The 25795-nt window shown below is 71.8% G+C and carries 16 protein-coding genes and 1 pseudogene; 10 read left to right on the top strand and 7 right to left on the bottom strand.

The window, feature by feature from the left end:
* Nucleotides 1-13 precede the first annotated feature (13 nt).
* From ACZ7M2_RS22375 to ACZ7M2_RS22365, 3 genes are all read left to right on the top strand, one after another.
* On the top strand, nucleotides 14-1663 hold the full coding sequence (locus ACZ7M2_RS22375; RefSeq protein ID WP_471596734.1) for a type 2 periplasmic-binding domain-containing protein: 1650 nt from the start codon (nucleotides 14-16) through the stop codon (nucleotides 1661-1663).
* Nucleotides 1664-1721: 58 nt separating this feature from the next.
* On the top strand, nucleotides 1722-2876 hold the full coding sequence (locus ACZ7M2_RS22370) for a LacI family DNA-binding transcriptional regulator (RefSeq protein ID WP_471597012.1): 1155 nt from the start codon (nucleotides 1722-1724) through the stop codon (nucleotides 2874-2876).
* Between the two features lie 186 nt (nucleotides 2877-3062).
* Nucleotides 3063-5033, top strand: coding sequence for a DUF2264 domain-containing protein (locus tag ACZ7M2_RS22365; protein WP_471596733.1), 1971 nt, complete (start codon nucleotides 3063-3065; stop codon nucleotides 5031-5033).
* A gap of 19 nt (nucleotides 5034-5052) precedes the next feature.
* Here ACZ7M2_RS22365 and ACZ7M2_RS22360 read toward each other — a convergent pair.
* A pseudogene (locus ACZ7M2_RS22360) lies at nucleotides 5053-5349 on the bottom strand (STAS domain-containing protein); the annotation flags it as partial.
* Between the two features lie 143 nt (nucleotides 5350-5492).
* Here ACZ7M2_RS22360 and ACZ7M2_RS22355 point away from each other — a divergent pair.
* On the top strand, nucleotides 5493-7088 hold the full coding sequence (locus ACZ7M2_RS22355) for a phosphatase PAP2 family protein (RefSeq protein WP_471596732.1): 1596 nt from the start codon (nucleotides 5493-5495) through the stop codon (nucleotides 7086-7088).
* Nucleotides 7089-7099: 11 nt separating this feature from the next.
* Here the strand turns inward: ACZ7M2_RS22355 and ACZ7M2_RS22350 are convergent, their stop codons facing one another.
* The gene (locus ACZ7M2_RS22350; RefSeq protein ID WP_471596731.1) at nucleotides 7100-8599 is read right to left on the bottom strand and encodes an MFS transporter; all 1500 of its coding nucleotides are present in this window, start codon (nucleotides 8597-8599) and stop codon (nucleotides 7100-7102) included.
* A gap of 209 nt (nucleotides 8600-8808) precedes the next feature.
* On the opposite strand from ACZ7M2_RS22350, the gene ACZ7M2_RS22345 reads away from it, so the two are divergent.
* Nucleotides 8809-9162, top strand: coding sequence for an ArsR/SmtB family transcription factor (locus ACZ7M2_RS22345; RefSeq protein WP_471596730.1), 354 nt, complete (start codon nucleotides 8809-8811; stop codon nucleotides 9160-9162).
* A 5-nt stretch (nucleotides 9163-9167) separates the two neighbouring features.
* The gene (locus ACZ7M2_RS22340) at nucleotides 9168-9704 is read left to right on the top strand and encodes an SRPBCC family protein (protein WP_471596729.1); all 537 of its coding nucleotides are present in this window, start codon (nucleotides 9168-9170) and stop codon (nucleotides 9702-9704) included.
* A gap of 20 nt (nucleotides 9705-9724) precedes the next feature.
* Here ACZ7M2_RS22340 and ACZ7M2_RS22335 read toward each other — a convergent pair whose 3' ends face one another.
* The 4 genes from ACZ7M2_RS22335 to ACZ7M2_RS22320 form a co-directional block, all read right to left on the bottom strand.
* On the bottom strand, nucleotides 9725-12550 hold the full coding sequence (locus ACZ7M2_RS22335) for an NHLP bacteriocin export ABC transporter permease/ATPase subunit (RefSeq protein WP_471596728.1): 2826 nt from the start codon (nucleotides 12548-12550) through the stop codon (nucleotides 9725-9727).
* A gap of 1 nt (nucleotide 12551) precedes the next feature.
* Nucleotides 12552-14774 carry an NHLP family bacteriocin export ABC transporter peptidase/permease/ATPase subunit gene (locus tag ACZ7M2_RS22330; RefSeq protein WP_471596727.1) on the bottom strand — a complete coding sequence of 741 codons (2223 nt, stop codon included), beginning with the start codon at nucleotides 14772-14774 and terminating at the stop codon, nucleotides 12552-12554.
* Complete coding sequence (locus tag ACZ7M2_RS22325) at nucleotides 14771-15580, bottom strand: hypothetical protein (protein WP_471596726.1); 810 nt, start codon at nucleotides 15578-15580, stop codon at nucleotides 14771-14773. The genes ACZ7M2_RS22330 and ACZ7M2_RS22325 overlap by 4 nt, the downstream gene beginning before the upstream one ends.
* A 92-nt stretch (nucleotides 15581-15672) precedes the next feature.
* Complete coding sequence (locus ACZ7M2_RS22320; RefSeq protein WP_067360085.1) at nucleotides 15673-15888, bottom strand: hypothetical protein; 216 nt, start codon at nucleotides 15886-15888, stop codon at nucleotides 15673-15675.
* A gap of 669 nt (nucleotides 15889-16557) precedes the next feature.
* Between ACZ7M2_RS22320 and ACZ7M2_RS22315 the strand changes: the two genes are divergently transcribed.
* On the top strand, nucleotides 16558-17982 hold the full coding sequence (locus ACZ7M2_RS22315) for a S1 family peptidase (RefSeq protein ID WP_471596725.1): 1425 nt from the start codon (nucleotides 16558-16560) through the stop codon (nucleotides 17980-17982).
* Between the two features lie 149 nt (nucleotides 17983-18131).
* On the opposite strand, the gene ACZ7M2_RS22310 is transcribed toward ACZ7M2_RS22315, so the two are convergent.
* Entirely contained in the window at nucleotides 18132-20291 is a 2160-nt protein-coding gene (locus ACZ7M2_RS22310; RefSeq protein ID WP_471597011.1) for a SpoIIE family protein phosphatase, read from the bottom strand.
* 178 nt (nucleotides 20292-20469) lie between these two features.
* Here ACZ7M2_RS22310 and ACZ7M2_RS22305 point away from each other — a divergent pair, with 178 nt between their 5' ends.
* The 3 genes from ACZ7M2_RS22305 (at nucleotide 20470) to ACZ7M2_RS22295 (ending at nucleotide 25775) form a co-directional block, all read left to right on the top strand.
* Nucleotides 20470-22905, top strand: a complete 2436-nt coding sequence (locus ACZ7M2_RS22305; protein WP_471596724.1) for a SpoIIE family protein phosphatase — start codon at nucleotides 20470-20472, stop codon at nucleotides 22903-22905.
* A 67-nt stretch (nucleotides 22906-22972) separates the two neighbouring features.
* On the top strand, nucleotides 22973-24493 hold the full coding sequence (locus ACZ7M2_RS22300) for a hypothetical protein (RefSeq protein ID WP_471596723.1): 1521 nt from the start codon (nucleotides 22973-22975) through the stop codon (nucleotides 24491-24493).
* A gap of 115 nt (nucleotides 24494-24608) precedes the next feature.
* Complete coding sequence (locus ACZ7M2_RS22295) at nucleotides 24609-25775, top strand: acyltransferase family protein (protein WP_471596722.1); 1167 nt, start codon at nucleotides 24609-24611, stop codon at nucleotides 25773-25775.
* The last annotated feature ends 20 nt before the right edge of the window (nucleotides 25776-25795 follow it).

Here is a 25795-nt window from a genome sequence, read left to right as displayed (position 1 = left end):
AGGTCGGTTTCCCATGCCCTCCCTGTCCCGGCGCACCCTGCTGCGCTCGATGGCCGTCGGCGGCGCCGCGCTCGCCGCACCCGGCACACTGGCCGCCTGCTCGACCGGCTCGGGCGACGGCGACGTCTCCAACGCGGGCAAAAAGCTGGCCCCTTGGCCCGCGTACAAGGCGTTCGCCGGCCCGAAGCCCGACCTCGCTCCCACCGACGCCGGGGTCCAGGCCGGATACACGGCCTACCCCGCCGACCTGGTCACGGCGGTCTCGGGCACACCGGGCGACGGCTCCACCGTCAAGGTCATGTCCGTGACCTTCGGTACGCCGCCCAAGCCGGCCTCCGCGAACCAGTTCTGGGCGGCGGTCGAGAAGGCGCTCGGCGTGAAGATCGAATACACGATCATCTCGCAGACCGACTATCAGAAGAAGATGGCCACGGTGATGGCCGGTGACCCGGGCGAACTGCCCGACATCATCAACGTCTTCTCCGGCTTCGTCCTGCCCCGCGAGGCCCAGTTCGTACAGCGCAGGGCCGAGGACCTCACCCCGTACCTCTCCGGCGCGGCGATCGCGGACTACCCCAACCTCGCCAACATCCCCACCCACGCCTGGCGCGACATGGGCCGCGTCGGCGGCCGGATCTACGGCATCCCCCTGGAACGCCCGCTGCCGGGCTCCACCCTCTGGCTCAACCAGGCCTTCTTCACCGACGCGGGGATGAAGGAGGGCTGGACCTCCCAGGACTTCGCCGCCGTCGCCAAGAAGGGCACCAGCGGAAAGAAGTACGCGCTCGGGGCCGCGACCGGCTCGCTGTTCGGCAACGCGGTGCACTCCGCCGCGCACAACGCGCCGCAGGGCTGGGCCGTGGACAAGGACGGCACCTTCCACGCGAACTACGGCGACGAACGCTACAAGGCGGCCATCGCCTACCAGGCGCAGCTCCGCAAGAACGGCTCCTACCACCCCGACGCCACCTCCCTCTCCCAGCCGGACCTGAGCACGCTCTTCCTCAACGGCACCGTCGGCTCCATGCAGGACGGATTCGGCGGCTACCTCCCCAAGTACCTCGACTCCAAGGGCCTGTTGACCCCGGCCGCCGCGCTGCCGTACAGCGTGGACGGGACACCCGGCGGGATCGTCGCCGGCCGCCGCTCCTTCGGCTACACGGTCCTGAAGAAGGCGAAGAAGGAGCGCATCGAGCTTCTCCTGCGCGTCCTGAACTACCTCGCCGCGCCCTTCGGCAGCAAGGAGTGGGAACTCGTCCACTACGGCGTCGAGGGCACCCACTTCACCCGCGGCAAGGACGGCTCGCCCGAGGCCACCAAACTCGGCGACGTCGAGAACAACACCAACCTGCCGCTGAAGTACCTCGCCGAGGGGCCCCAGGTGCTGTTCGTGCCGGGCATGCCCGAGGCCGTACGCGCCCTGCACGCCTGGCAGGTGAAGGTGGTCCCGGTGGCGATCCGCAACGCGTCCTTCGGGTTGCAGTCCCGCACGTACACCGCCCAGGGCACCACGCTCAGGGCGCTGATGGACGACACGGTCACCGGCGTCATCGCGGGCCGCCTGCCGCTGTCCGAGCTCGACGCGGCCGCGAGGAAATGGCGCGATCGCGGCGGCGACAGAATGGCCGAGGAGTTCGCGAAGGACTACGCCGCCAACACCTGAGGCGGCGGAGCCGGTCGAAGGAGAGGCACGGGGGATGGGCATGGGGATGGGGAACGACATGACGTCGAAGGGGCGGGTCACGATCCGCGAGGTGGCCGAGCGGGCCGGAGTGTCCATGGCCACGGTCTCGCGCGTGCTCAGCGGCAACCACCCGGTGCCCGCGTCCACCAGGGCCCGGGTGCTGCGCGCCGCCCGCGACCTCGACTACGTCGCCAATGCGCACGCCCGCGCCCTGGTCGGCGGCGGCCGGAAGATGGTCGCCGTCGTCCTGCGCCAGGTCACCAGCCCCTTCTACGCCCAGGTCGCCGAGGGCGTGGAGGCGGAGGCCGCCGCCCGCGGCTGGCTCTGCCTGGTCGGCACCACGGGCGGTGACCCCGGGCGCGAGCTGGAGTTCGTCCAGCTGATGCGCGAGGAGGGGGCAGGGCTGGTGATCCTGGTCGGCGGGGTCGTCGAGGACGACGCCTACCGCGAGCGCGTCGCGCACTACGCCCAGGCCCTCGCCTCGTCCGGCGCGCGGCTCGTCCTGTGCGGTAGGCCCGCGCCGGATGCCGACATCCCGGCGCTCGTCGTCGAGTTCGACAACGAGGCCGGGGCACGCGCGATCACCGGCCATCTGCTCTCGGCCGGCCACCGCAGGATCGTCTTCCTCGGCGGCCTGCCCGGCAACACGGCCCTCGACGCCCGCGTCGCCGGATACCGGGCCGCACTCGCCGAACACGGCCTGGGCCCCGAGGCCGCCCACGTCGTCGACTGCGGCCTGGGCCGGGCCGCGGGCCACCGCGCGATGACGGAACTGCTCAAGGCGGGCGGGGGCCCGGGCCCCGGTGACACCGCCACCCTGGACACCGCCACCGTCGACACCTTCACTCCGGACCCCGCCACCGCGGGAACCGCCACCCCGGACTCCGGCCCCGCGCGCTTCACCGCGGTCTTCGCCGGGGACGACATGGTCGCCGCCGGAGCCCTGCGGGCCATCGCCGACGCCGGGCTGCGCGTGCCCCAGGACATCTCGGTGGTCGGCTACAACGACATCCCGCTCGCGGAGGACTTCAACCCTCCACTCACCACCGTCCGCACCCCCGCAGAGGAACTCGGCCGCGCCGCCGTCCGCATCGCCCTGCGCGACCCCGAACACGCGGCGGGCGCCCACCACTTGCTCGGCACCCACATCGTCGTGCGCGACAGCGTCCAGCCGCCCCCGCCGGGGGCCTAGGGCCTGTGTGGAGTTGTGATCTGGGCTCGCGGGGCGTGGCACGCACGCTCGCCGCGTTGCCGAAATGCCCTAGTAGCTCCGCTACGAGGACATTCCGGCGCCTTGCGATCGCACGCACCACGCCCCGCTCCCTGATCCAGATCACAACTCCACACAGGCCCTAGAAGACGGAGGATCCACCCCCGTATGACCGTGCCGCACGTGTCGCTCACCACCCCGACACACCTGCCGCCCCCCGACCCCACCACCTCACCGGTCACCGGCTGGACCCGGGCCCACTGGGAGGCGACCGCCGACCGCCTCCTGGACGGACTGCTCCCCTATGCCTCACCCACCTGGGCCCAGTACCGCCTCCCCGGCCGGGTCAGTCACTCCGGACCCTGGTCCGACGGCCTCGAGGGCTACGCACGTTCCTTCCTGCTCGCCGCCTTCCGTATCGCGGGCTCCGGCGGCCGGGTGGGTCCCGGGCTGATCGAGCGCTACGCGGCGGGGCTCACCGCCGGGACGGACCCGCACGGCCCGGACCGGTGGCCGCCCATCACCGACCGGGGCCAGCCCATGGTCGAGGCCGCGTCCGTCGCGATCGCCCTGCACGAGACACGCCCCTGGCTCTGGGACCGCCTCGACGACTCCGTACGCGGCCGTGTCGTCGACTGGCTGAGCGGCTTCATCGGCGCGAGGGCCAACGACTCCAACTGGCGGCTCTTCCAGGTCATCACGGAGGAGTTCCTCGCCTCGGTCGGCGCCCCGCACAGCCGGGACGAGATCGACGCCGGGCTGGCGCGGCTGGGGGACTGGTACCGGGGGGAGGGCTGGTACACGGACGGCGACGGCCGCAAGTTCGACTACTACAACGCCTGGGCCCTGCACCTGTACCCGGTGCTGTGGGCGCGTGTCGCCGGATCGCGGGCCGCCCCGGAGCTGGTGGCCGGGCACCGCGCCCGACTACGCGAATTCCTCGGCGTCCATCAGTACTTCTTCGGCGCGGACGGCGCCCCCGTGCACCAGGGCCGCTCCCTGACCTACCGCTTCGCGACCACCGCCCCCCTGTGGGCGGGAGTCCTCGCCGACGCGACCCCGCTGGCACCGGGCCTGACCCGACGCCTCGCCTCCGGAGCCCTGAAGCACTTCGCCGAACGCGGTGTGCCCGACGAGAAGGGGCTGTTGTCGCTCGGCTGGTACCGCCCCTTTCTCCCGGTCACCCAGCGCTACTCGGGACCCGCCTCCCCGTACTGGGCGAGCAAGGCGTTCCTCGGCCTGCTGCTCCCCGCCGACCACCCCGTGTGGACGGCCCCCGAGGAGCCCGGCCCGGTGGACACCGCCGACGCGTGCGTGGCGCTGCCCGTCCCGGGCTGGCTCCTGCACTCGACGGCCGCCGACGGCGTCGTACGCCTGGTGAACCACGGGAGCGACCGACTGCCGCCCCCGCCCGCACCGGACGAGGACAGCCCGCACTACACGAGGTTCGCCTACGCCAGCGCGGCCGCGCCCGACACCGAGTGGGCCGGGATGGCCACCGGGGGCGCCGGGATCGACAACCAGCTCTCGCTGGTCGCGGCGGACGGCACGCGGTCCCGGCGCGGCCGGATCCATCCGCTGGGCGCGGCCGGGCGCCGCGCCGCCTCCTGGCACACGGCACGTCTGGCGGGCGCCGAGCATCGCATCGAGACGACCAGCGTGGTGCACGGTCCGTGGGAGGTGCGGGTGCAACGGGTGGCGGGGCCGCGCGGCGCGGTCGTACGGGAAGGGGGGTGGGCGCTGGCCGACGACGCCGGGGCGCCTGCGGAGGGCACGGGGCCGCGATGGGCGTGGGCGCGACGCCCGGACGGGCTGACGAGCGCGGTCGTCGGACTGCTCGGCTGGGACGCGTCGGGAAACGGCCTGGTCGCGCGGGCCAGGGACGCCAACGCCTACGGGGTCCATTCGGCGACTCCCCACCTCGCGCTGCCCGCTCACCCTGGCGGGGTCCATCTCCTCGTCACCCTGGTGGTCCTCGGCCGCGATCCCGAACTCGTCGGTGCGAGCGCCCGGGTCACGACCGGGGGCGGGGTTCTGATCCGCTTTCCCGACGGGACGGAGGAGGAACTGCCGGGCGGTTTCGCGGGTCCGTCGATTCCGGTGGTTCCGGGAGGCCGGCCAGCGGTGGAAAGCGGCTGAGCAGGTGCGCGGCGCGCAGGAGGCGGTGGACGCGGTGCCCGTCGGAGACGACGCGGAGCCGTCCGCCGCGCTCCCGCGCCCGTGTCTCGGCGCGGCACAGTACGCGCAGGCCCGAGCAGTCGAAGAAGGCAACCCGGCGCAGATCGACCAGCACGTCCGGCTCGGCCCGCGCCGTCGCCGCCGACAGATGCTCGGCCAGCGCCTCCGCCGTCGCGATGTCGATCTCTCCCGTCACCTCGACCACGGTGAACGGACCGCGCGGATAACTGTGGGCGTAGGGGTTGGTCGAGGGAAGCCCGGAATCTGCGAGGGTCATGTGGTCTCGCTAGCTACCCCGGCCCGGCCGGAAACATCCTCAGGTCGCCACAGACGCGATCCCGTTCACTCGAACGGGTGAATATTGGGGATGGTGTATTGACTGGGGATGCCGGGGCGGGCCGGGTGCCGTAGCCGTGGGGCATGAGAGTTCTCGGCGAGTGGGACCGGCGGCTGTTCACGCGGGTGGCCGCGGCACGGGTGCCCGGCGCGGATCCGGCGCTGCGACGGCTCAGCCGCTCCGCCGATCACGGACGGCTGTGGCTCGGCACGGCGGCCGGCCTCGCGCTCGTCGGGGGCCGGGCGCCCCGCCGGGCGGCCCTGCGGGGCGTGGGCTCGCTCACGATCGCCTCGCTGACCGTCAACACCGTCGTGAAGTGGAGCACCCGGCGGCCCCGTCCGCTGCTGGAGCATGTGCCGTCGATCCGGCACCTGAAGCGTCAGCCGCACACCACCTCCTTCCCCTCCGGCCACTCCGCCTCGGCCGCGGCGTTCGCCACCGGGGTCGCCCTGGAGTCGGCCGGATACGGCGCCCTGGTCGCGCCCTTCGCTGCCGCCGTAGCCTTCTCGCGGGTGTACGTCGGGGTGCACTACCCCGCGGACGTGCTGGCCGGGATGGCGATCGGCGTCGCAGCCGCCGCGCTCACCTGCCGCTGGTGGCCGCCGCGCCCCGCGCTCCCGGCGCGCGAACGGCCCTCGGCGTCCGCGCCCGCGCTGCCCGGCGGCGAAGGACTCGTCGTCTTCGTCAACGCCCGGGCCGGGACGGGTGCGCCGGGCACCCCGTTGCCGCCCGCCGAGCGGCTGCGCGGACTGCTGCCGCGGGCCGAGCTGATCGAGCGCGGCCCGGACGACGACTTCGCCGCGCTGCTGGAGCGGGCGGTGGACCGGGCGGTCGAGCGGGCCGGGGCGGCGGGCGGTGCGCTCGGTGTGTGCGGGGGCGACGGCAGTGTCAACGCGGCGGCCCGCGCGGCGGCCGGGCGGGGGCTCGCACTCGCGGTGTTCCCCGGCGGCACCCTCAACCACTTCGCCCAGGACGTCGGCGTACGGGATGTCGAGGACACCGCCGTCGCGGTCGCGCGGGGCGAGGCGGTGGCCGTGGACTTCGGCGTGGCGCGGTCGGGGGCGGGGCACGAGGTGCGGTTCCTCAACACCTTCAGCATCGGCCTGTACCCCGAACTCGTGCGGACGCGGGAGCACTTGGAGCAGCGCATGGGCAAGTGGCCGGCGGCGGCCGTCGCCCTCGTCCGGGTGCTGCGCACCGCGACGCCCGTGGAGCTGAGCGTCGGCGGACACCACCGCCGGCTGTGGCTGCTCTTCGCGGGCAACGGCCGCTACGAACCCCAGGGCTTCGCTCCCGCCTACCGGCCCCGCCTGGACGACGGGCTGATCGACCTGCGCCTGATCGACGGCGAACACCGGCTCGCCCGCACCCGGGTGATCGTCTCCGCGCTCGCCGGCACGCTCGGCCGGTCCCGGGTCTATGGAGCGGAGGTGGTTCCGTGGGTCGAGCTGGCGGAACTCGGTGGTACGGACACACTCGCGTACGACGGTGAAGTCGCGCCCGCGCCGCCCGGGCTGAGGCTGGAGAAGGAGCGGCGGACGCTCGTCGTGTACCGGCCCTCCGTACAGCGGAACGAACCCGCCCGGAGTACCCGGCCGGCCGCCGTGACGGCCCGCCGCCGCAGACGTGAGAGGGGCCGCCGTCTCCCTGCAGACGGCGGCCCCTCGGCCTGTGAGTGATCACACGGGACTTACATGTGGACGGCTTGTACGGCGTCCGGGTCCGCGTCCAGGGTTCCGCGGCGGTAGAGCAGGAAGGCGATCACCGCGCCCGCGGCGAAGAAGCCCGCCGACCACCAGAAGGCGGTGGTGTAGCTCTCGATCGTCGCCTGTGCCTGGACCAGCTTGCTGGTCGCGTCCTTGCCGGCGAGATAGCTCGTCGCGGCGCTCGCGGCCAGCGTGTTCAGCAGCGCCGTACCGATCGAACCACCCACCTGCTGCATGGTGTTGACCGTCGCGGAGGCGACACCCGCGTCCTCCGCCGCGATCCCGCTGGTGGCCAGCGACATGGCGGGCGGCATCACGATGCCGAGGCCCGCACCGATCAGCAGCAGCGGCGGCAGCACGGCGGTCGAGAAGTCGGAGGCGACTGCGATGCCGGTCAGCCAGGCCATGCCGCCCACCGCGATCGCGAAGCCCGCGGGGATGACGACCTTCGGTCCGATCCGCGGCACCAGGACGGTGGTGGAGACCTGGGCCATGACCATCAGGGCCGCCATCATCGGCAGGAACGCCACACCTGTCTTGGTGGGGCTGAAGCCCAGGTTCAGCTGCAGGTAGTAGGTGAGGAAGAGGAAGACGCCGAACATGCCCGCACCGGTGATCAGAACGGTGATGAAGGACGCGGCACGGTTGCGGTCGAGCAGCACGCGCATCGGCAGCAGCGGGTGCTCGGCGCGCGTCTGCCACCAGGCGAACGCGCTCAGCAGGACACCACCGGCGATGAGGAATCCCCAGGTCAGGGGTGAACTCCAGTCGTGCGTCTCGGCGTTGGAGAAACCGTAGACGAGGGCGAAGAGACCGGAGGAGACCAGCAGCGTGCCCGGCAGGTCGAGCTTGGAGTTCGCCGCGTCACGGTGATTGCTCAGCAGCACCCAGCCACCGGCGAAGGCGACGACCGCGAAGACGAGGTTGACGAACAGCGTCCAGCGCCAGTCGAGCGCGTCGGTCAGCACACCGCCGAGCAGGAGGCCCACCGCGCCACCGGCGCCGGCGATCGCCCCGTAGACGCTGAACGCCTTGGCGCGTTCCTTGGCGTCGGTGAACGTCGTGTTCAGCAGCGAGAGCGCGGCGGGCGCGAGCAGCGCGCCGAAGACACCTTGCAGGGCGCGCGCGGTGACCAGCATCCCGAAGCTGGTGGAGGCGCCGCCGAGCACCGAGGCTCCGGCGAATCCCGCGATACCGATGAGGAAGGCGGGCTTGCGCCCGAAGAGGTCGGCGATGCGTCCGCCGAGCAGCAGCAGGGAGGCGAAGGCCAGCGAGTACGCCGTGACGATCCACTGCCGGTTGCCGTCGGAGAAGCCGAGGTCCGCCTGCGCGGAGGGGAGGGCGATGTTCACGATGGTGGCGTCGAGGACCACCATCAGCTGCGCGATGCCGATGATCGAGAGGATCCACCACCGCTTCGACGATGGAGTGGACGAACCGTCCACGGTGCCCTTGCGGGCGCCTTCGGTCAGGGTCTGGGACATGGGAGAACCACTCCAGGGAAGTCGCTCAGGGGTTACAGGAACGTAAACGAAACTGTTTCGTACACCTCGAAGACTAGAACACCCTCAGCGAAACGGCAACGTTTCGCTGAGGGTGTCGGGTGAGGCGGCCGTCACAGTGATGGCTGGAGTCGGTCGGCTGCGACGCGTATGCCTTGACGGGCATATAACCGTCGGGGCATATTGAGGCCATGTCCGACGCCACCCTCTGGACCGCTCTCGCCGACCCCCACCGTCGTGCGATCGTCGCGCTGCTCCTTGAGCGCCCGCGGCCGGTCGGAGAGATCGTGGAGGCGTGCGGTCTGAGCCAGCCGAGCACGTCGAAGCATCTGCGGGTGCTCCGGGACGCGGGCCTGGTGCGCGTACGACAGGACGCGCAACGCCGTGTCTACGCCCTCGACCCGGCCCCGATCGCCGCACTCGACGCCTGGTTGACCCCGTACCGGAAGCTGTGGAACGAGAGCCTGGACGCCCTGGGCCGCCGCCTGGACAGGACGGCGCCGGCGCCGTCGGACCCCCCGGAAAACCCCACTCTTAAGGACTGAGCCACATGTCCGCCGAACCCACCGCGCTCACCGGCACCTACCTCACCCTCGACGACGGCCGGCCCGCCGTCCGTTTCAGCCGCACCTACGACCACCCCGTCGACCGCGTCTGGCGGTTCGTGACCGACCCGGACGAGCTGGTCGAGTGGTTCCCGTCCCGGGCCGAGATCGAGCTGCGCCCCGGCGGCACGATCAGGTTCAGCGGCGACCCGAACATGCCCGAGTCCACGGGCCGGGTCCTCGCCGTCGACCCGCCCCGGCACCTCTCCTTCGACTGGGGCGGCGACGAGCTCCGCTTCGACCTCGACGCCCTGGACGACAAGCGCACCCACTTCACCCTCACCCACGTCCTCGCGGCCGAGAACACCGCCGCCCGCAACGGCGCCGGCTGGGAGGTGTGCCTCGCCGCCCTGGACACGAAGGCCCGCGGCGAGCGCTTCGAGGGCCCGCACGCCGGGGCCACCGCGCCCTGGAAGGAGATCTACGCCCGATATGTCGAGGCCGGGATCCCGTCCGGTGCCCCGGTACCGGGGATGGACTGACGGCCCCTCGTGGGCGACCTTCAGGCCAGCTGCCGTCGCACCAGCTCGTGCAGCCGCCCGCCCGTGTCCGCGAGCAGATGCGCGGGCGGGCCCTGCTGGGCGACCCGGCCGTCCTCCATCACGATGACACGGTCCGCGTCCATCACCGTGGACAGCCGGTGCGCGATCACGATCCGGGTGGCGTGGAGCGCCCGGGTGCTCTCGATGACCGTGCGCTGGGTCTCGTTGTCGAGCGCGCTGGTCGCCTCGTCGAAGAAGAGGATGCGGGGCCGACGGATCAGCGCCTGGGCGATCATCAGTCGCTGCCGCTGGCCGCCCGAGATCGCGCCGCTGCCGGAGACGATGGTGTGCAGCCCCATCGGCATCCGCTTGATGTCCTCGGCCAGGCCGGCCATCTCGGCCGCCGCCATCGCCTCCTCGGGCGTGTACGGCTCGGTACCGCAGATGCAGTCCAGGATCGAGCCGGTGAACGGCTGCGCGTGCTGGAGCACCACACCGCACTGACGGCGTACGGCGGACTGGTCGAGCGCTCCCAGGTCCTGCCCGTCGTAGAGCACACTGCCCGAGACCGGCTTGTCGAAGCCGATCAGCAGCCGCAGCAGCGTGGACTTTCCGCAGCCGCTGGGGCCGACGATCGCCACGAACTCGCCGGGCTTGATGTCGAACGACACGTCGTCCAGGACCAGCGGGCCGTCGTCGGCGTACCGGAAGGACAGCCGCCGGGCCTCGATCGCACCGGACAGCACCCCGGGGCGGGTGCTCGCCACCCGCACCTCCGGTGTGGCGTCGAGCACCGGCTTGATCTCCTCGAACATCGGCAGCGCGGCCGCCGCCGACACGAACGCGCCGGTCACCTGGGTGACCGAGGTCAGCAGCATGGTCATCGACGTGTTGAAGGTCAGGAAGTCGGCGGCCGACAGCGAGCCGCGCGCCGGACCCGCGAGCAGCATGAACATCAGCAGCGAGCACAGCGGCAGGTACACCGCGCCCATCACCGTCGTGAGGTTCTTGATGCGGCCGACCTTCTGCTGGAGCTCGCGGCTGCGCGCGAACTCGCCCGCCCAGGCGGCGTACGCGTAGTTCTCGGCCGCCGCGACCCGCAGCTTGGGCAGGCCGCGCAGGGTCTGGAACGCCTGGTTGTTCAGCTTGTTGCTGAGGACGACCAGACGGCGCTGCCAGCGCACCTGCCACAGACCGAGCCCGAGGAACGCGGCCGCGATGACGACAAGCATGCCGATCGCGGCGAGCGCCATGGGCACGCTGTACCAAAGGAGAAGCCCCAGGTTCATCGCGCCGACCGTGCCCGCCTGCGCGAGCGTCGGTCCGACGCCCGCGAGGAGGCGGCGGATCGCGCTGATGCCCATGGCCGCGCTGGCCAGCTCACCGGTCGAGCGGGACGTGAAGAACTTCGTGGGCAGCCTCAGCAACCGGTCCCACACGGCCGGTTGGAGCGTCGCCTCGATCCGCCCCTCCATCCGCAGCATCGTGAGGTTCTGGAGCAGCATGAACGCGGCCGACACGATGCTGGTGACCATGATGGCCAGACAGACCTGCACGATCAGGCCGTGCTGGGCCTTGGGCACGTACTCGCCGAGCACCTTGCCGGTGGCGATCGGCACCAGCGCGCCGATCGCGACGGTGACGAGACCGCTGATCGCGAGGTTGCGCAGGTCGCCGCCGGTGCCCTGGAGGCAGAAGCGCAGCAGCCGCAGCGGGCTCAGTTTCCGCTCGGGCAGTGGACGGTAGAACATCACGGCCCGCGGCTCGAACTCCGGCGCGTTGGCCTTCTCGACGGGGGTCTCCCGGCCTGAAGACGGCTGCACGGCCACGTATCCGCCGCGCCGCCACAGCAGCGCGACCGGGGAGCCCGACACGGCGCGGTGGCCCACCAGCGGGCCGATGTTGTCGCGCCACCAGCGCCCGTCGAGGCGTACGGCACGGGTGCGGACGCGCGAGGCGAGCGCGATCCGCTCCACCGGGTCGAGCCGGTCGCTCTCCGTGCCGCTCTGCGCGGACTCGGCGAGGGTGATCCCGGACGCGCGGGCGACCAGCTTGCAGGCCGCGTACGTGGCGTCCGCGTCGGCCGCCGTCGGGCGCTTGGACGACTTGCCGATCGACGCCAGCAGGGTCCGGTCGGCCTGGGCGCGGACGGCCTCGCCCGCCTTGATGCCCGCCGCCGTGCGGTCCTCGTGGCTGGCCTCCAACTGCTCGATCCAGCGGTCGAGCGTGGACAGCAGCCGGTGCTGCTGGCTGACCATGCCCTGCCAGACACCGGAGTCCATCAGCAGATCGGCCGCCGCCTCGGCGCCGTACAGGGAGCCGTACTGGACACTCCCGGGCGGCACCTGCATCCAGAAGACGTCGTCATCGGTCAGCGCGGCGGCGTTCTCCGTGGCCATCGGCGCCTGGAAGAGAATGGACAGGCTGCGGCCGACGCCGAGGGCGAGGGCGTACTCCAGCGGGCTCGAGGTCGGCGGTACGTACTGGGGGTTGCCGTAGTCGTCGTAGGACCAGGTCTGGGTGTCCACCGGCTGGTACAGCTCGCGCAGCACGATCCTGCGCACCACGCAGCCCCGCAACGGCCGCCCCACGAGGGTGTGTTGCGGGCCGGCGACGGGGCCCAGCAGCAGGGAGCCTGCTTCGAGGCGCCCGAGGTGGTGCCAGTGGCCCTGCTGGACGGCGTCGACCGCGAACAGGTCCATGGCGCCCGCCGCCACCAGCCAGAGGACCTGCGGTCCTTCCAGATCGAGGCGGCCGAGGCCGGAGCAGTCGACCGGCGTTCCCATGCCGCCGAGCGCGCCGAGGACGAGGTCTCCCTCGCGTGCGCCCTCGTGAACCGTGGTCATCTCATCGCTCCTTGACCAGCTCGGCGTACGGACCGCCGGCCGCCACCAGGGCGTCGTGCCGCCCGCGTTCCACGATCGTGCCGTGCTGCAGCACGACGATCTCGTCGCTGTCGCGCACGGTGCTGAGCCGGTGCGCGATCACCACACAGGCGCAGCCGCGCTTGCGCAGGTTGTCGATGACCGTCTGCTCGGTCTCGGCGTCCAGCGCGCTGGTCACCTCGTCGAGCACCAGGATGCTGGGCCGGCGCACCAGCGCCCGTGCGATCTCCAGGCGTTGGCGCTGGCCACCGGAGAAGTTGCGGCCGTCCTGCTCGACCCGGCTGTGGATGCCACCGGGGCGGCGCGTGACGACGTCGTACAGCGCCGCGTCCTCCAACGCCGCGACCACGGCCTCGTCCGGGATGGACGGATCCCACAGGGCCACGTTGTCGCGGACCGTCCCCTCGAAGAGGAACACGTCCTGGTCGACGAAGGAGACGGAGGCGGCGAGCGCGCCGCGCGGGATGTCCTCCAGCCGCTGTCCGTCGATGCGGATCGTGCCCTCCCACGGGGCGTACAGGCCCGATATGAGCCTGGAGACCGTGGACTTGCCGCTGCCCGAGCCGCCGACCAGGGCCACCTGCTGGCCCGGTCCGACCGTCAGTGAGAAGCCGGTGAGCAGGGGTTTGTCGAGCGGGCTGTAGCCGAACGTGATGTTCTCCAGCTCGACATGACCCTGGAGGCGGCGGGTGGACTCGCCGCTGCCGGAGCGGGCGTAGAGCGGGTCGGTCTGGAAGTTCTCGACGTCCTTGAGCCGGGCCACGTCGGCGGCGAAGTCCTGGATGCGGCCCGCGACGCCGTTGAGCCGGGTGAGGGGCGCGGTGAAGCGGGTGACCAGGGCCTGGAAGGCGACGAGCAGACCGACGGAGATGTGCCCCTCGACCGCCCGCAGACCGCCGATCCACAGGATCAGCGCGGAGTTGAGCGTCGCGAGCGTCGGTGCGACCACGCCCAGCCAGGCGCTCGGCACCCCGAGGCGCTGCTCCTCCTCCAGGGTGGTCGCGTGCTGGCCCGCCCACTTGCGGAAGTAGCCGTCCTCGCCGCCGGTCGCCTTCATCGTCTCGATCAACTGGAGGCCGGTGTACGCGGTGTTGGTGAGGCGCGCGCTGTCGGCGCGCAGCTTCGCCGTACGGGTCGCGCGCAGCCGGATCACCACGCGCATCGCGATCACGTTGAGCAGCGCGACGCCGATGCCCACGGCCGTGAGCTGCGGGTCGTAGGTGTAGAGGAGCACCGCGTACAGGACGACCACGATCGCGTCCACGCCGGCCGCCGCGAGGTCGCGGGCCAGGGTCTCGGCCACCGCGTCGTTCGACTGGAGCCGCTGTACCAGGTCGGCCGGGCTGCGCTGGGAGAAGAAGGTGACGGGCAGCCGCAACAGATGGCGCAGGAAGCGGGCGCTGGAGAGGGTGGAGGAGATGATCCGGCCGTGCAGCAGGTTCGCCTGCTGGAGCCAGGTCAGCACGATGGTCAGCACCACGCAGGCGCCCATCGACGCGAACAGCACGCCCAGCAGCGAGGTCCGGCCGCCGATCAGATACGTGTCGATGTACGTCCGGCTCAGCGCGGGGACCGCCGCGCCGACCGCGACCAGCAGCAGGCTCGCCAGCACGGCCGCGGGCATCGTGCCCGAGGTGCCGCGCAGCCGGGCCGGCATGGCCCCCAGCACGCCCGGCTTGCGGCCGCCCTTGTGGAAGTCGGGCCCCGGCTCCATGACCAGCACCACACCCGTGAAGCTGGTGTCGAAGTCCTCCATCGGCACGAAACGGCGGCCCTTGCCGGGGTCGTTGATGTGCACGCCGCGCCGTCCGAAGCGGCGGCCCATGCCGTCGTAGACGACGTAGTGGTTGAACTCCCAGAACAGGATCGCGGGCGCCTTCACCTCGGCGAGCGCGGCCGTGTCCATCTGCATGCCCTTGGCCGTGAGGCCGTAACTGCGCGCCGCCTTGAGCAGGTTGCTGGCGCGCGAGCCGTCCCGGGAGACACCGCACGCGATGCGCAGCTCTTCGAGGGGGATGTGGCGGCCGTAGTAGCCGAGCACCATGGCGAGGGAGGCGGCGCCGCACTCCACGGCCTCCATCTGGAGGACGGTGGGGGTGCGGACCGTCTTCCCCTTCGCCTTGGGGACCGTGCGCTTGGGCGGGGCGGTGCGGCGTCTGCTCCGGGTGTCTGGTGCGGCGGTCACGGCAGGAGCCAATCGACGGGGCGCTGATCGGCCAGGCGGATCGAACCCGTGGCCAGGGTCATGGAGGTGAGCGCGAACGGCGGCCCGTCGGCCGAGGACCACTTCAGGCCGCTCTTCGTCGCGGCGGAGCGGTCGAGGCGGACCAGGACGGCCACCGGCCTGCCCTTCTTGGTGAACTGTTCGCCGAGTTGGCTGTCACCGAGGAAGGAGGAGATCTGCTGGGGGGTCTGCACGCTCCGGCCGACCGCCTTCACATGGCCGCGCAGTACTCCGTACTGCTGGGTCGGCACCGACTGCACGGTGAGGTCGACCGCGGCGTTCGCGGGGATGGTGGCGGCGCTCTCGGCGGGGACGTACACCGTCGCGTAGAGCGGATCGTCGGCGTGGGCGACCTTCTCCACGGCGGCGACGTTCGCGCCGGTCGAGATGATCGCGCCGATGCTGGCGGCGAGCGCGGTGACGCGTCCCGCCGCGACCGTGCGGACGACGGTCGTACCGTCCTGGGCCGTACGGACCTTGAGCACGGGCGCGTTCGCGGGCAGTCGTTCGCCCTCCTGGGCGACGACCTCGGTGACCTGCCCCGCGACGGGGCTCTGCAGGATGTAACTGCCCTCGCCGTGGGTGAGGACGGCGGGCGCGCTCACGGTGGACGTCACCGTGCCCGTCACGGCCCAGACGGACGCCGCAGCCATGACGACCACCGTCACGGACAGGGCGAGCCAGCCCTGGGGGCGGGCGAAGCGCACCGGAAGGTCGAGTTCTTCGGGCGACTGCAGCTTGGCGAGGGCCTGTTGGCGGAACTGCACGGGACTTCCCTCACCTGTTCGAGAGGTTCACGGCATCCGAGAAGTCCCGGAACCGGGGAGTGGTTCCGGGACTCAACGGCACTGAAACGCGATCAGAGACCGGCGACCAGGCCCGTGACCGGGGCGGTGTTGAGGCCGGTGACACCCTCGACGGTGCCGACGACCGTGTTGACCAGGCCGGAGACCGGGGCAACACCGTCGACCAGGCCGGAGACGGTGCCAACGGCGTTCAGCGACAGGCCGCCGGAGACGTTGTCGAGGTCGGCGTCCGAGATCTCGGCGGTGGCAACCTGGGGGGTGGAGTTCATGAGGGAACTTCCCTTCGTATGGATATTCATAAGGGGGAGAGCGGCCCCCCTCTGGGGACAGATGACGGCCGCCACCGCGGTGGTGCGGCACCCGATTCCGGGCGCTGTGGGGCGCCCGTTCCCGGATGCCTGGCTGCGACCTCCGCGGTGCAACGGATCAAAGCACGCTCGCGGCGCGCGCATCCAATCAACCGGCGCTCTCACCTGCGAACTTGAGGGCGGCCGGGGCCCAACCGTGCAGGTGTGCGCACGTCTCGGCAGTCAGTTCTTCACATGCTGCACGGCATTGTTCCGTCCCCGCGCTTGTCGCCCCGTACCCGAAAGGGACAGTCCCACCGCAATGGCGCGGAGGGGGGCGCGCGAGTGTGCAGATCCGCTGTCCGCCGTGAGGCGCCTGCGTATTCGATGTGCAGATTCCCTGAAGTAGGGATTCCGTTCCTGCCGGAAGACGGACCGTTACCGGTCGGTAGCGGAGCGTGCCGGATCGGCTGCTCACTCGGTGTAATGGCCCGATTGCCTCGTATTTCGTGTGTTTGGCCGAGCCAACTCGGCTCTTTTTTAAACACAGTTGAACAGCCCGTGCGGCTCACGCGTATCAACAGGCATCCAGGCGCCCCCCAGTCAGCCGCCGGACGGTGGCCTCGACCCCGTCCCCAGGAGGTCAAAGAGTTGAGTCACAAAAGGATTCCCAAGCGCAAGGCCGCCATCGCTGTCGGAGGCGTCGCGGCGCTCGGAGCGGCGGCCCTGCTGCTGCCCCACGCCAACGCCTCGCAGACCGACGCGAAGGACGCCACTCCCAAGACGCTGAAGTCCGCGGACGCCTCGAACCTGGCCTCGCTCATCGCCTCCCAGCTCGGTGACGCCTTCGGCGGCGCGTACTGGGACGCCTCGAAGCAGCAGGTCATCATCAATGTCGTCGGCAACAACAGCAATGTCGTCAACACCGTCGAGAAGGCCGGCGCTGTTCCCCGCAGCGTCAGCAACAGCCTGTCCTCGCTCAAGACGGCTGCCAAGACACTGAAGTCCGACGCGACCATCCCCGGCACCGCCTGGTCGATCGACCCCAAGACGAACCAGGTCCAGGTCACCGCCGACAGCACCGTCACGGGTGCGAAGTGGGCCAAGCTGACGTCGACCGTCGACTCGCTCGGCTCCGGCGTGGCCACGGTCAAGAAGTCCGCCGGTTCGTTCAAGACCTTCGTGTCGGGCGGTGACGCCATCTTCGCCCAGGCGAACGGCGGCGGCGTCCGCTGCTCCCTCGGCTTCAACGTCACAGCGAGCGACGGCGCCCCCGCCTTCCTGACCGCCGGGCACTGCGGCGTCGCGGCCAAGCAGTGGTCGGACTCGCAGAACGGCCAGCCGATCGCGACCGTCGACCAGGCCACCTTCCCCGGTGCCGGCGACTTCTCGCTCGTGAAGTACGACGACCCCGCCACCCAGACGGCGAGCGAGGTGAACGAGGGCAACGGAAAGACCGTCCAGATCACCCAGGCGGCGGACGCCACGGTGGGTCAGCAGGTCCTCCGGATGGGCAGCACCACCGGTCTGCACGACGGCTCGGTCACCGGTCTCGACGCCACGGTCAACTTCCAGAGTGAGACCGACCCCAACGGCGTCGACACCGTCACCGGTCTCATACAGACCGACGTCTGCGCCGAGGCGGGCGACAGCGGCGGCTCCCTGTTCACCGCGGACGGCAGCGCGATCGGCCTGACCTCCGGCGGCAGCGGCGACTGCACCGCCGGCGGCGAGACCTTCTTCCAGCCCGTGACCGCCGCCCTCCAGGCGACCGGCGCGACGCTCGGCGCGGGTGGCGCCGCGGGTGCCGGCGACGCGAGTGCCGCGGCGACCGACCCGGCGGCCACCGACCCGGCCGCGACCGATCCTGCGGCCACCGATCCGGCAGCCACGGACCCGGCAGCCACGGACCCGGCAGCTACGGACCCGGCGGCCACGGACCCCGCGGCGACCGACCCCGCGGCCACGGACCCGGCGGCCACCGACCCGGCCGCGGGCGGCCAGTCCGGGACCGGCAGCGGCCAGTCCAGCACCGGTATGGACGCCGGCTCCGGCCTGGTGACCAGCACCCCGTGACACCGGTGACCACGAGCCACTGACCCGGCCGCGCCACCACGGCCCGGTCGGCAGTGGAAGGGTCCGGCCCTCCGGCGGGAGGGCCGGACCCCACCGCGTTTCCCCCGCCGCTCACCAGAGAGCCGGACCTAGCGGGGTTCCGGTACCGCTCAGTCGTGCGGACGCGCCCGCAACAGAAGCAGCGCCACGTCGTCGAGCCGCTCCTGCGTCGCCGCCCCGCTCTGCTCGACGAGACGGTCGGCCAGCGCGTTCAGCGACAGGTCACCGCCCTCGGTGAGTTTGCGGCCGAGGTCGGCCAGGGCGTCCTCGATGTCCACGCCGGGCGACTCGATCAGACCGTCGGTGTACAGGGCGAGGACCGAACCGGGGACGAGCGGCACCTCGGTCGTCGGATACGTGGCGGCCGCGTCGATCCCCAGCAGTGGCCCACCCGCCAGGTCGAGCACCCGGACCCGCCCGTCCGGCCGCCGCAGCAGCGGGGGCGGGTGGCCCGCGCGTGCCATGACGGCCACCTCGCGCGCCGGGTCGAGACGCAGATAGAGACAGCTCGCGAACAGCTCGGCCCCCAGGTCGATCAGCAGCCGGTTGGTGCTGCGCATGACCTCCTCCGGCGGCTGACCGACGGTCGTGTACGCCCGTACGGCCATACGGATCTGCCCCATCAGGCCAGCCGCCGTCACGTTGTGCCCCTGCACGTCACCGATGACCGCGACGGCCAGACCGTGCGAGGGCACCAGGTCGTAGAAGTCCCCGCCGATCTCCATCCCCTGGGTGGCCGGGAGATAACGCGCGGCCGCCTCGATCGAGGGCAGTGAAGGCAACGAGTGAGGCAACAGCGCGGCCTGCAGACCGTGCGCGAGCTGCAGCTTGGCGTCGTAGAGCAGGGCCCGCTCCAGGGCCTGCGCGATCAGACCGCAGAGGCTGGTCAGCACGGCACGCTCGTCCGCCGGGAAGGTGTGCGGTTCCGCGTACCCGAGGACGCAGGTGCCCACCGGCCGTCCGGACGCGATCAGCGGCAGATACGCCCACGCCGCCATCCCGTCGGGCGTCGCACTCCGGTCCGGGTAGAGGCGCTCCAGCTGCTGACGGGAGTCGAAGAACGCCGGCACCCCCGTCTTCAGGGCCTGGGTGCCCGGGGTCTGCGCGCTCAGTGGCACCCCGTGCCAGCGCTCCACGATGTGCGCGTCCGCGTACCCACGGTGGCCGAGCACGTGCAGGCGGCCGGATCGCGAGCCGAGGACGACCAGGGCCTTGCTGCCGACGGCCGGCGCGATCTCGTCCGCCACCAGCTGCACCACGTCCTCGACGCCCGCCGCCTGGGTGAGCGCGCCGGCCAGACTCAGCACCTGGGTGATGGTCACCAGGCGCGGGGTGGTGTCGTCCTCGCCGTGCCGGGACTCGACGCGCCCCATCTCGGCCACCGCCCGGGCCCGGGAGATGCGCACGCTCAGTCCGGTCGTACTCGGATAGAGCCGGAACGACAGCCAGTTGCCGGGCGGCCGCAGCGCCACGAACGACGTCACATGCTGGCTGATCAGCGCGGCCCGGTAACGGTCCTCGTAGACGGGGTCGTTGAGCCAGGGCACCGACGCCCACAGCTGGGTGCCCAGCAGCCCGCTGACCGGGACGCCGAGCATGTCGGCCGTCGCGGTGTTGGCGAAGCTGACCCGGCCGTTCAGATCCAACGCGCACAGCCCGTACGGCAGTCGCGCCACCATCCGCGCCGCTTCCAGCGTGCCGAGCACGCCGGTGGCCGTAGCCGCGGACGACGCCAGCAGATCCGGCTCGGGACGGACCGGATGCCCTTCCGCCGTCGCCCGCTCCAGACGCAGCGCGAGCCGGGCGCAGGACGCGGTGAGATGGTCGCGTTCCCGGTCGGAGAGGTCCAGTGGATGCGAGCCGGGCCAGGTCACGAAGAGCGCACCGTACACGGTGCCCGCGGTCGCCACCGGGAGGGCGGCCAGTGCGAAGGGGTACGGCAGGACCACGGCGATCCGCGGGAAGCGGCGGGCCATCTCCTCCTCGTCACCGACCCAGACCAGCCGCCGCTCCCGCACCGCCACGGCGACCGGAATCGGCGCGTTGAGCCCCACCCGCTCCCACGGCGCCGCGAACGACCTGGGCATGCCCGCCATGACCGCCATCTCCAGCACGGACTCATCCGGCGTCAGCAGGTACACCGCCCCGGAGTGGGCGTGCACCTCCTCCAGTATCGAGGCCAGCGTCAGCGACAGCAGCGGCCGTCCGACCGGCGTCGGCCGACCCGCCGGCGCCTGCTCGGACCTCTGCCAGCCGGGCACGCCGACCACCTCCTCGCAGGGCCGTGCGACGGGCCCAGGGATCAAGGCTCCCTCGTGACGGCCCTTCCCGCACGGCGAGCGCCACGCGCGGCACAGGGTGCCGCTTGCGGGCTCCGCCGCAGGCCCGACGGCCCCGGAACGGTCGCAGGGGCTGCGCGAGCGTCCCGGAAGCGCTGTAATTGCGGACGTGGTCAGTGAGGGCGCTGCGGAACGCGGAAAGAGGACGCTGCGTGCCGAACTTGCCCTCAAGACGCCCACCCCGGACCTGGACCCGCGCGAACGACAGCGCCGCGTGCTCGAACAGGCACTCGTCTTCGCGGGCGCGAGCGTCGTCGCGGTGTACTCGCCGTCCGAGAGCGGCGACGAGCTGTACCTGTCCGAGTCGGCAGGTGTCCCCAGGACGCTCTACGGCCTGCGCGACAGCTATGTCCTCACCGGCGGTTCGCCGGCGGTGGACGCGTACCGCTCGGGCCGGCCGCTGTGGCTCGGTCCGGCGGAGATCGCCCGCTGCGCCGACGCCCGCAGGCTGCCGTCCCAGGACTTCTGGCTGGCTGTCCTGCCCCTGCCGGACGGCGGCTGCCTCGTGGCGGCCGGCGAGCGCCCGGGCGGCTTCGACGAGGAGGACCGGGAGTGCCTCGGTCTGATCGCCGAGGCCGCCGTCACCCCCGCGCCCGGCTCGCCGCGCGCCGCCGCCGCCCGGCCCACCAGCTCGTTCGACCTCGCCATGGACACCGGACACCTCGAGGTCGACGACGAGATGCTGGAGCTGTTCGGCCTCGACCCGGCCGAGTTCGACGGCAAGGTCGAGAGCCTGCTGTCGATGACCGTCCCTGAGGACCTGCCCACGCTGATGTCCGTGGTGGAGGCGGACCACATGTCCATCGGCGACCGCGAGCTGGAGTTCCGCATCCTCCAGCCCTCCGGAGAGCCGAAGTGGCTACGCCTGCGCGGCCGTCTCGTGCCCGGCGGAGAGGGGCGCCCGGCGCACCTCGTGGGCACCGTCGCCGACGCCTCCAAGCTGCGCTCCGGCGTCAGCGACGTGGCCCGCGTCCAGCGACTCGCCTCGACCCTCGCCACCGCGGGCACCGTCCGTGACGTCGGCCGGGCCGTGGTGGCCGCACTGCGGGGCCCCCTGCGGGCCGACCGGATCGCCCTCGCCGAACTGGAGGGCGACCGCCTCGTCGTCACCCTCCTCGACCCTCCCGAACCCGAAGCCTGGCCCGAGGTGTGGCGCTCCGAGTGGCGCTCGGAGTGGCCCGACGCGCCCGTACGCGCCATGCCCACGCTGGAGGCGGCCCTCATCGAGGGGCGCCCCGCCGTCTGGCCCGCCGGAGCACCCCTGGAACCGGCGCTCGCCGACGTCGGCCCCGGCGGTCTCGCCATCCTGCCGCTGCCCGCCGGCGGCCGGATGGCGGGTGCGTGTCTGATCGGCTGGGACGACCCGCACGAGTTCGGCACCGACGAGCGCGCACTGCTCACCGCGTCCGCGGGCCTCGCGGGCCAGGCCCTGACACGCGCCCGCGCCTTCGACGCCGAACACGAACTGGTCGGCATGCTCCAGCGCTCCCTGCTGCCGCGGCGCCTGCCCCGGATCCCCGGCGCGGTCGCCGTCGCCCGCTATCTGCCCACCACGGCGGGCCTGGAGGTCGGCGGCGACTGGTACGACGTCATCCCGCTGCCCGACAACCACGTCGCCCTCGTCATCGGCGACGTCCAGGGCCACAACGCCCAGGCGGCCACCCTGATGGGCCAGATGCGCACGGCCCTGCGCGCGTACGCCGTCGAGGGCCACCCCCCGGACGTCGTCGTGCAGCACGCCAACCGACTCCTCATGGACCTGGAGACCGACCTCTTCGTCACCTGCTGCTACGTCGACGTGGACCTGGAGGAGGGCACCGCCTGGTGCGTACGCGCCGGACACCACCCGCCCGTGCTGCGCCACCCGGACGGCACAACGGAGGTCACCATGTCCGAGGGCGGCCCCCCGCTGGGCGTCGTCACGCAGGCCGACTTCCCGATGATCCCGCTGCGACTCCACCGCGGCACGGTCCTCGCCCTGACCACGGACGGTCTCGTCGAGTCCGCCGAGGTCGACATCGAGGACGGACTGAACCGACTGGCCGGCGAACTGGCCGCGTCCGACCCCGCCCACCTCGGAGTGGTGGCCGACGGACTGCTCACGGGCGCGAACCGCAGCGACGACGTGGCCCTCCTCCTGATGCGCTACGACGGTCTGGAGACCCGCCCGTTGCGGGAGAGCTGGACGGTGTGGCGCGTCCCGGAGGCGGTCCGGCACGCCCGCCGCTTCACCCGGCGTACCCTGCGCGCCTGGGGAGTGCCCGACGACAGGATGGACGGCGCGCTCCTCGTCGTCTCCGAACTCGTCACCAACGCCCTCGTGCACACCGACGGGCAGGTCAGACTCGACATCACCCTCATCAACCACCGCCTGCGGATCTCCGTCGCCGACACCTCACCCCGTACGCCCGTCAAGCCCACCAGCATCGGCTGGGAGGCCACCGGCGGTCGCGGCATCCTGCTCGTCGAGGCCATGTCGACGCTCTGGGGCACCGTGCCGGTCAGCGGCGGCAAGCAGGTGTGGAGCGAAATCCCGCTGGACTGAGGGGGATAGGGTCGGGCACCAGGTGCTCCTGGGGGCGGGAGCCGGTCTGCACACGGGGGTACTGCGCATGGTGAAGACGCCTGAGCGGATATGGGAGGAAGCCGGCCTGGCCGCACGGCGGCTGGCCGGGCTGGCACTCAACCCGTCCACCCCGCAGGACGTCCTGCTGCGGCTTCTCGCCGAGGGTTCGGCGGCGGTACGGATGGTGCTGTGCCGCGACCGGGTCCTGCCCGACGCCGTCGTGGACGCGGTGATCGAGCACCCCGACACGTACACCCGCAGCTTCTTCGCCCGCAATCCCCACGTCGATCCGGCCCAGCGGGTACGACTGATCGACGATCCGGAGTGGTTCGTCCGCGCCCACGTCGCCGATGGGCCCCGGATGCCTTTCCAGGTCCGGCCCGAGCCACTGCCCGACGAGGCCCTCGTCCACATGATCAGGACGTACGAGAGCGACGCACTCGCCGGTTCCTTCTACCAGCAGATCTCCACCGAGTTGCTGCGGACGATGCACACGCACCCGGACGCGAAGGTCCGTCGCTGGGGGGTCGGCGCGTGGGAGTGGCTGTCCGCCGACGCGCGGGCCGCGCTGCTGGCGGACCCCGACGCGGGCGTCCGGGACAGGGCGCTGTTGCACACCCAGAACGAGGATGCGGCCTGGTTGGAGAGCGCGCTGCCCGATCGTCCCTGTCACGGACGCACCGGCATGCTGTGCAACCTGCCCCTCACCAGAGCCGTCGTGGACCTTGTCCTGACCGCTCCGGCCAGTGACGACGAGCGGGCGATGATCGCAGGCAACCCCAGCCTCCCCGCCGATGTGGTGATCCTGCTGGCAGCCGATCCGGACCCGGAGGTGCGGGAGGGCATCGCGTACCGCGCGGACCTCGGCCCCGCCGAACGCCGTGCGCTCGCCGTGGACCCCGACCCCAAGGTGCGGCTCGCTGTGTCCGTGCACCCGGCGCTGAGCGAGGAGGAGCGGGCCGCGATCGACTACGAGGTGCCCACGGACCGCGGTTTTTTTCACTCGCCCGCACCGTGGGTGCCACGGGCCCCCGAGGACGTCCGCCGGGACGCCCTCTCCGCCCATCCGATGCTGCGCTGGAAGGCGGCACGGGTCCACGAACTCCCGCCGGACCTCGTGGCACGCCTGGCCGACGACGAGGACCTCGGTGTACGCGTCACGCTCGCCCAGAACCATCCCGACGCCCCCGCGGCCCTGCTACTGCGCAGTTTCCTGGAGTACACCGGTGTCGACCGCGCGCACCTCGCCACCCGGCCGAACTTCCCGACCGCCCGACTGGCCGCGTTCGCCGACCACGAGGACCCCGAGGTCAGAGCTCTGGCTATTCGTGACCCCGAGATCGCGCCGGCCGTCGTGGAACGCCTCACCGGGGACACGGACCCCGCCGTACGGGCCGCGGCGACCCGCCACCCGAACCTCCCGCGGCCCCGGCTGACGGAACTCCTCGACGACGAGGAACTGGCCCATCCGGCAGCCGCGAACCCGGCGTTGGACGTGGCGGAGATACGGCGGCTGGCGCGGACGCTCGGAGACTCGGCCGGGCCCTGCGTCGATACGCTGAGCTGAGCTGAGCTGAGCGGTCCGGACCGGTCGGCTGTTCCAGTGCCTCGACTCCGAGGCGTACAGACCGATGACCGGACGGTAGTTGAACATCGGCCCGAGACGACACGTGAGAGAGAGTATGGGAATCCCACTCACCGTCTCTCCACCGCTGCAGCGGCCCGAAACGCGTGGTCGCGGCCAGGTGCTGGGCCTTGACGGGCTCCGCGGCCTGGCCGCGCTCTACGTGTTGCTCTTCCACTGCTGGCTTCTGACCATGCCGGGCTTTCCCAAGAACTCGGGTCCCTCCTGGCTGGGCTGGCTGATGTACGGGCGTCTCGCCGTGGTCTTCTTCCTGGTGCTGTCCGGTTTCTCCCTGGCCATCTCGCCGGCGCGCAACGGCTGGCAGCTCGGCGGCGTTTCCCGGTTCCTGCGGCGGCGCGCGTGGCGCATCCTGCCTCCCTACTGGGCGGCACTCGCGTTGAGCCTGGCGGTCGCCTGGTTCGTGGTGCCCGCCTCGCATTTCGGACCGCCGACCGGCACCTCGATTCTGGTGTACGGCTTCGTGGTCCAGGACATCTTCACGGCTCCGACGCCGAACGGGGCCTTCTGGTCGATCGGCGTGGAGGCGGAGCTCTATCTCGTCTTTCCGCTCCTCCTTCTCGTCCGACGGCGGCTGGGCGCGGTCGTCCTGGTCGCGGGCGTGACGCTCCTGGTGATCGCGCGTGGCCTGCTGGCGCCGAACGCGTCCCCGGTGGAAGGCGTGAACTGGCTGACGCCGAACCTCGCCCCCGTGTTCGTCGCGGGACTGGTGGGCGCGGGGATCGTCGTCGCGCCGGAGAAGGTCCGGCGGCTGCCGTGGCACCGGCTCGCCGCTCTGGCCGCCCTGCCGGTGGTGGCGCTTGTCGTCATCAAGGGGTCGGTGTGGACGGTGGACCACTATTTCTGGATCGATCTCGCCGTGGCGCCCGCCATGACCATGATGATCGCGGCGGTTGCCACCGGCAGGCCCGCGTTCCTCATGCGGCTCCTGGCCACGCGTCCGATGCGCGGCCTCGGCGACTTCTCCTACAGCCTCTACCTGGTCCACCTGCCGATCGTCATGATCGTCTGCCGGAAGCTGGCCCCCCATTTCGTATCGCCGGGTCTGCCCGCGTTCTGGTTCACGCTGACACTGGCACTGCCCGCCTCGGTGCTGGGAGCGTGGCTGTTCGCCAAGCTGTTCGAGCTGCCGTTCAAGCGGAACCGGTCATGGAAGTCCATGTTCGCGGCAGGGCGCGCGCCGGCACGACCGCACTCCTCGCGATGACTCGACCGCACTCCTAGGGT

Source organism: Streptomyces sp. NPDC111507 (assembly GCF_055638955.1).
The sequence above is the reverse complement of the archived record's forward strand: the minus strand, read 5'-3'. Positions and strand labels throughout refer to the sequence as shown.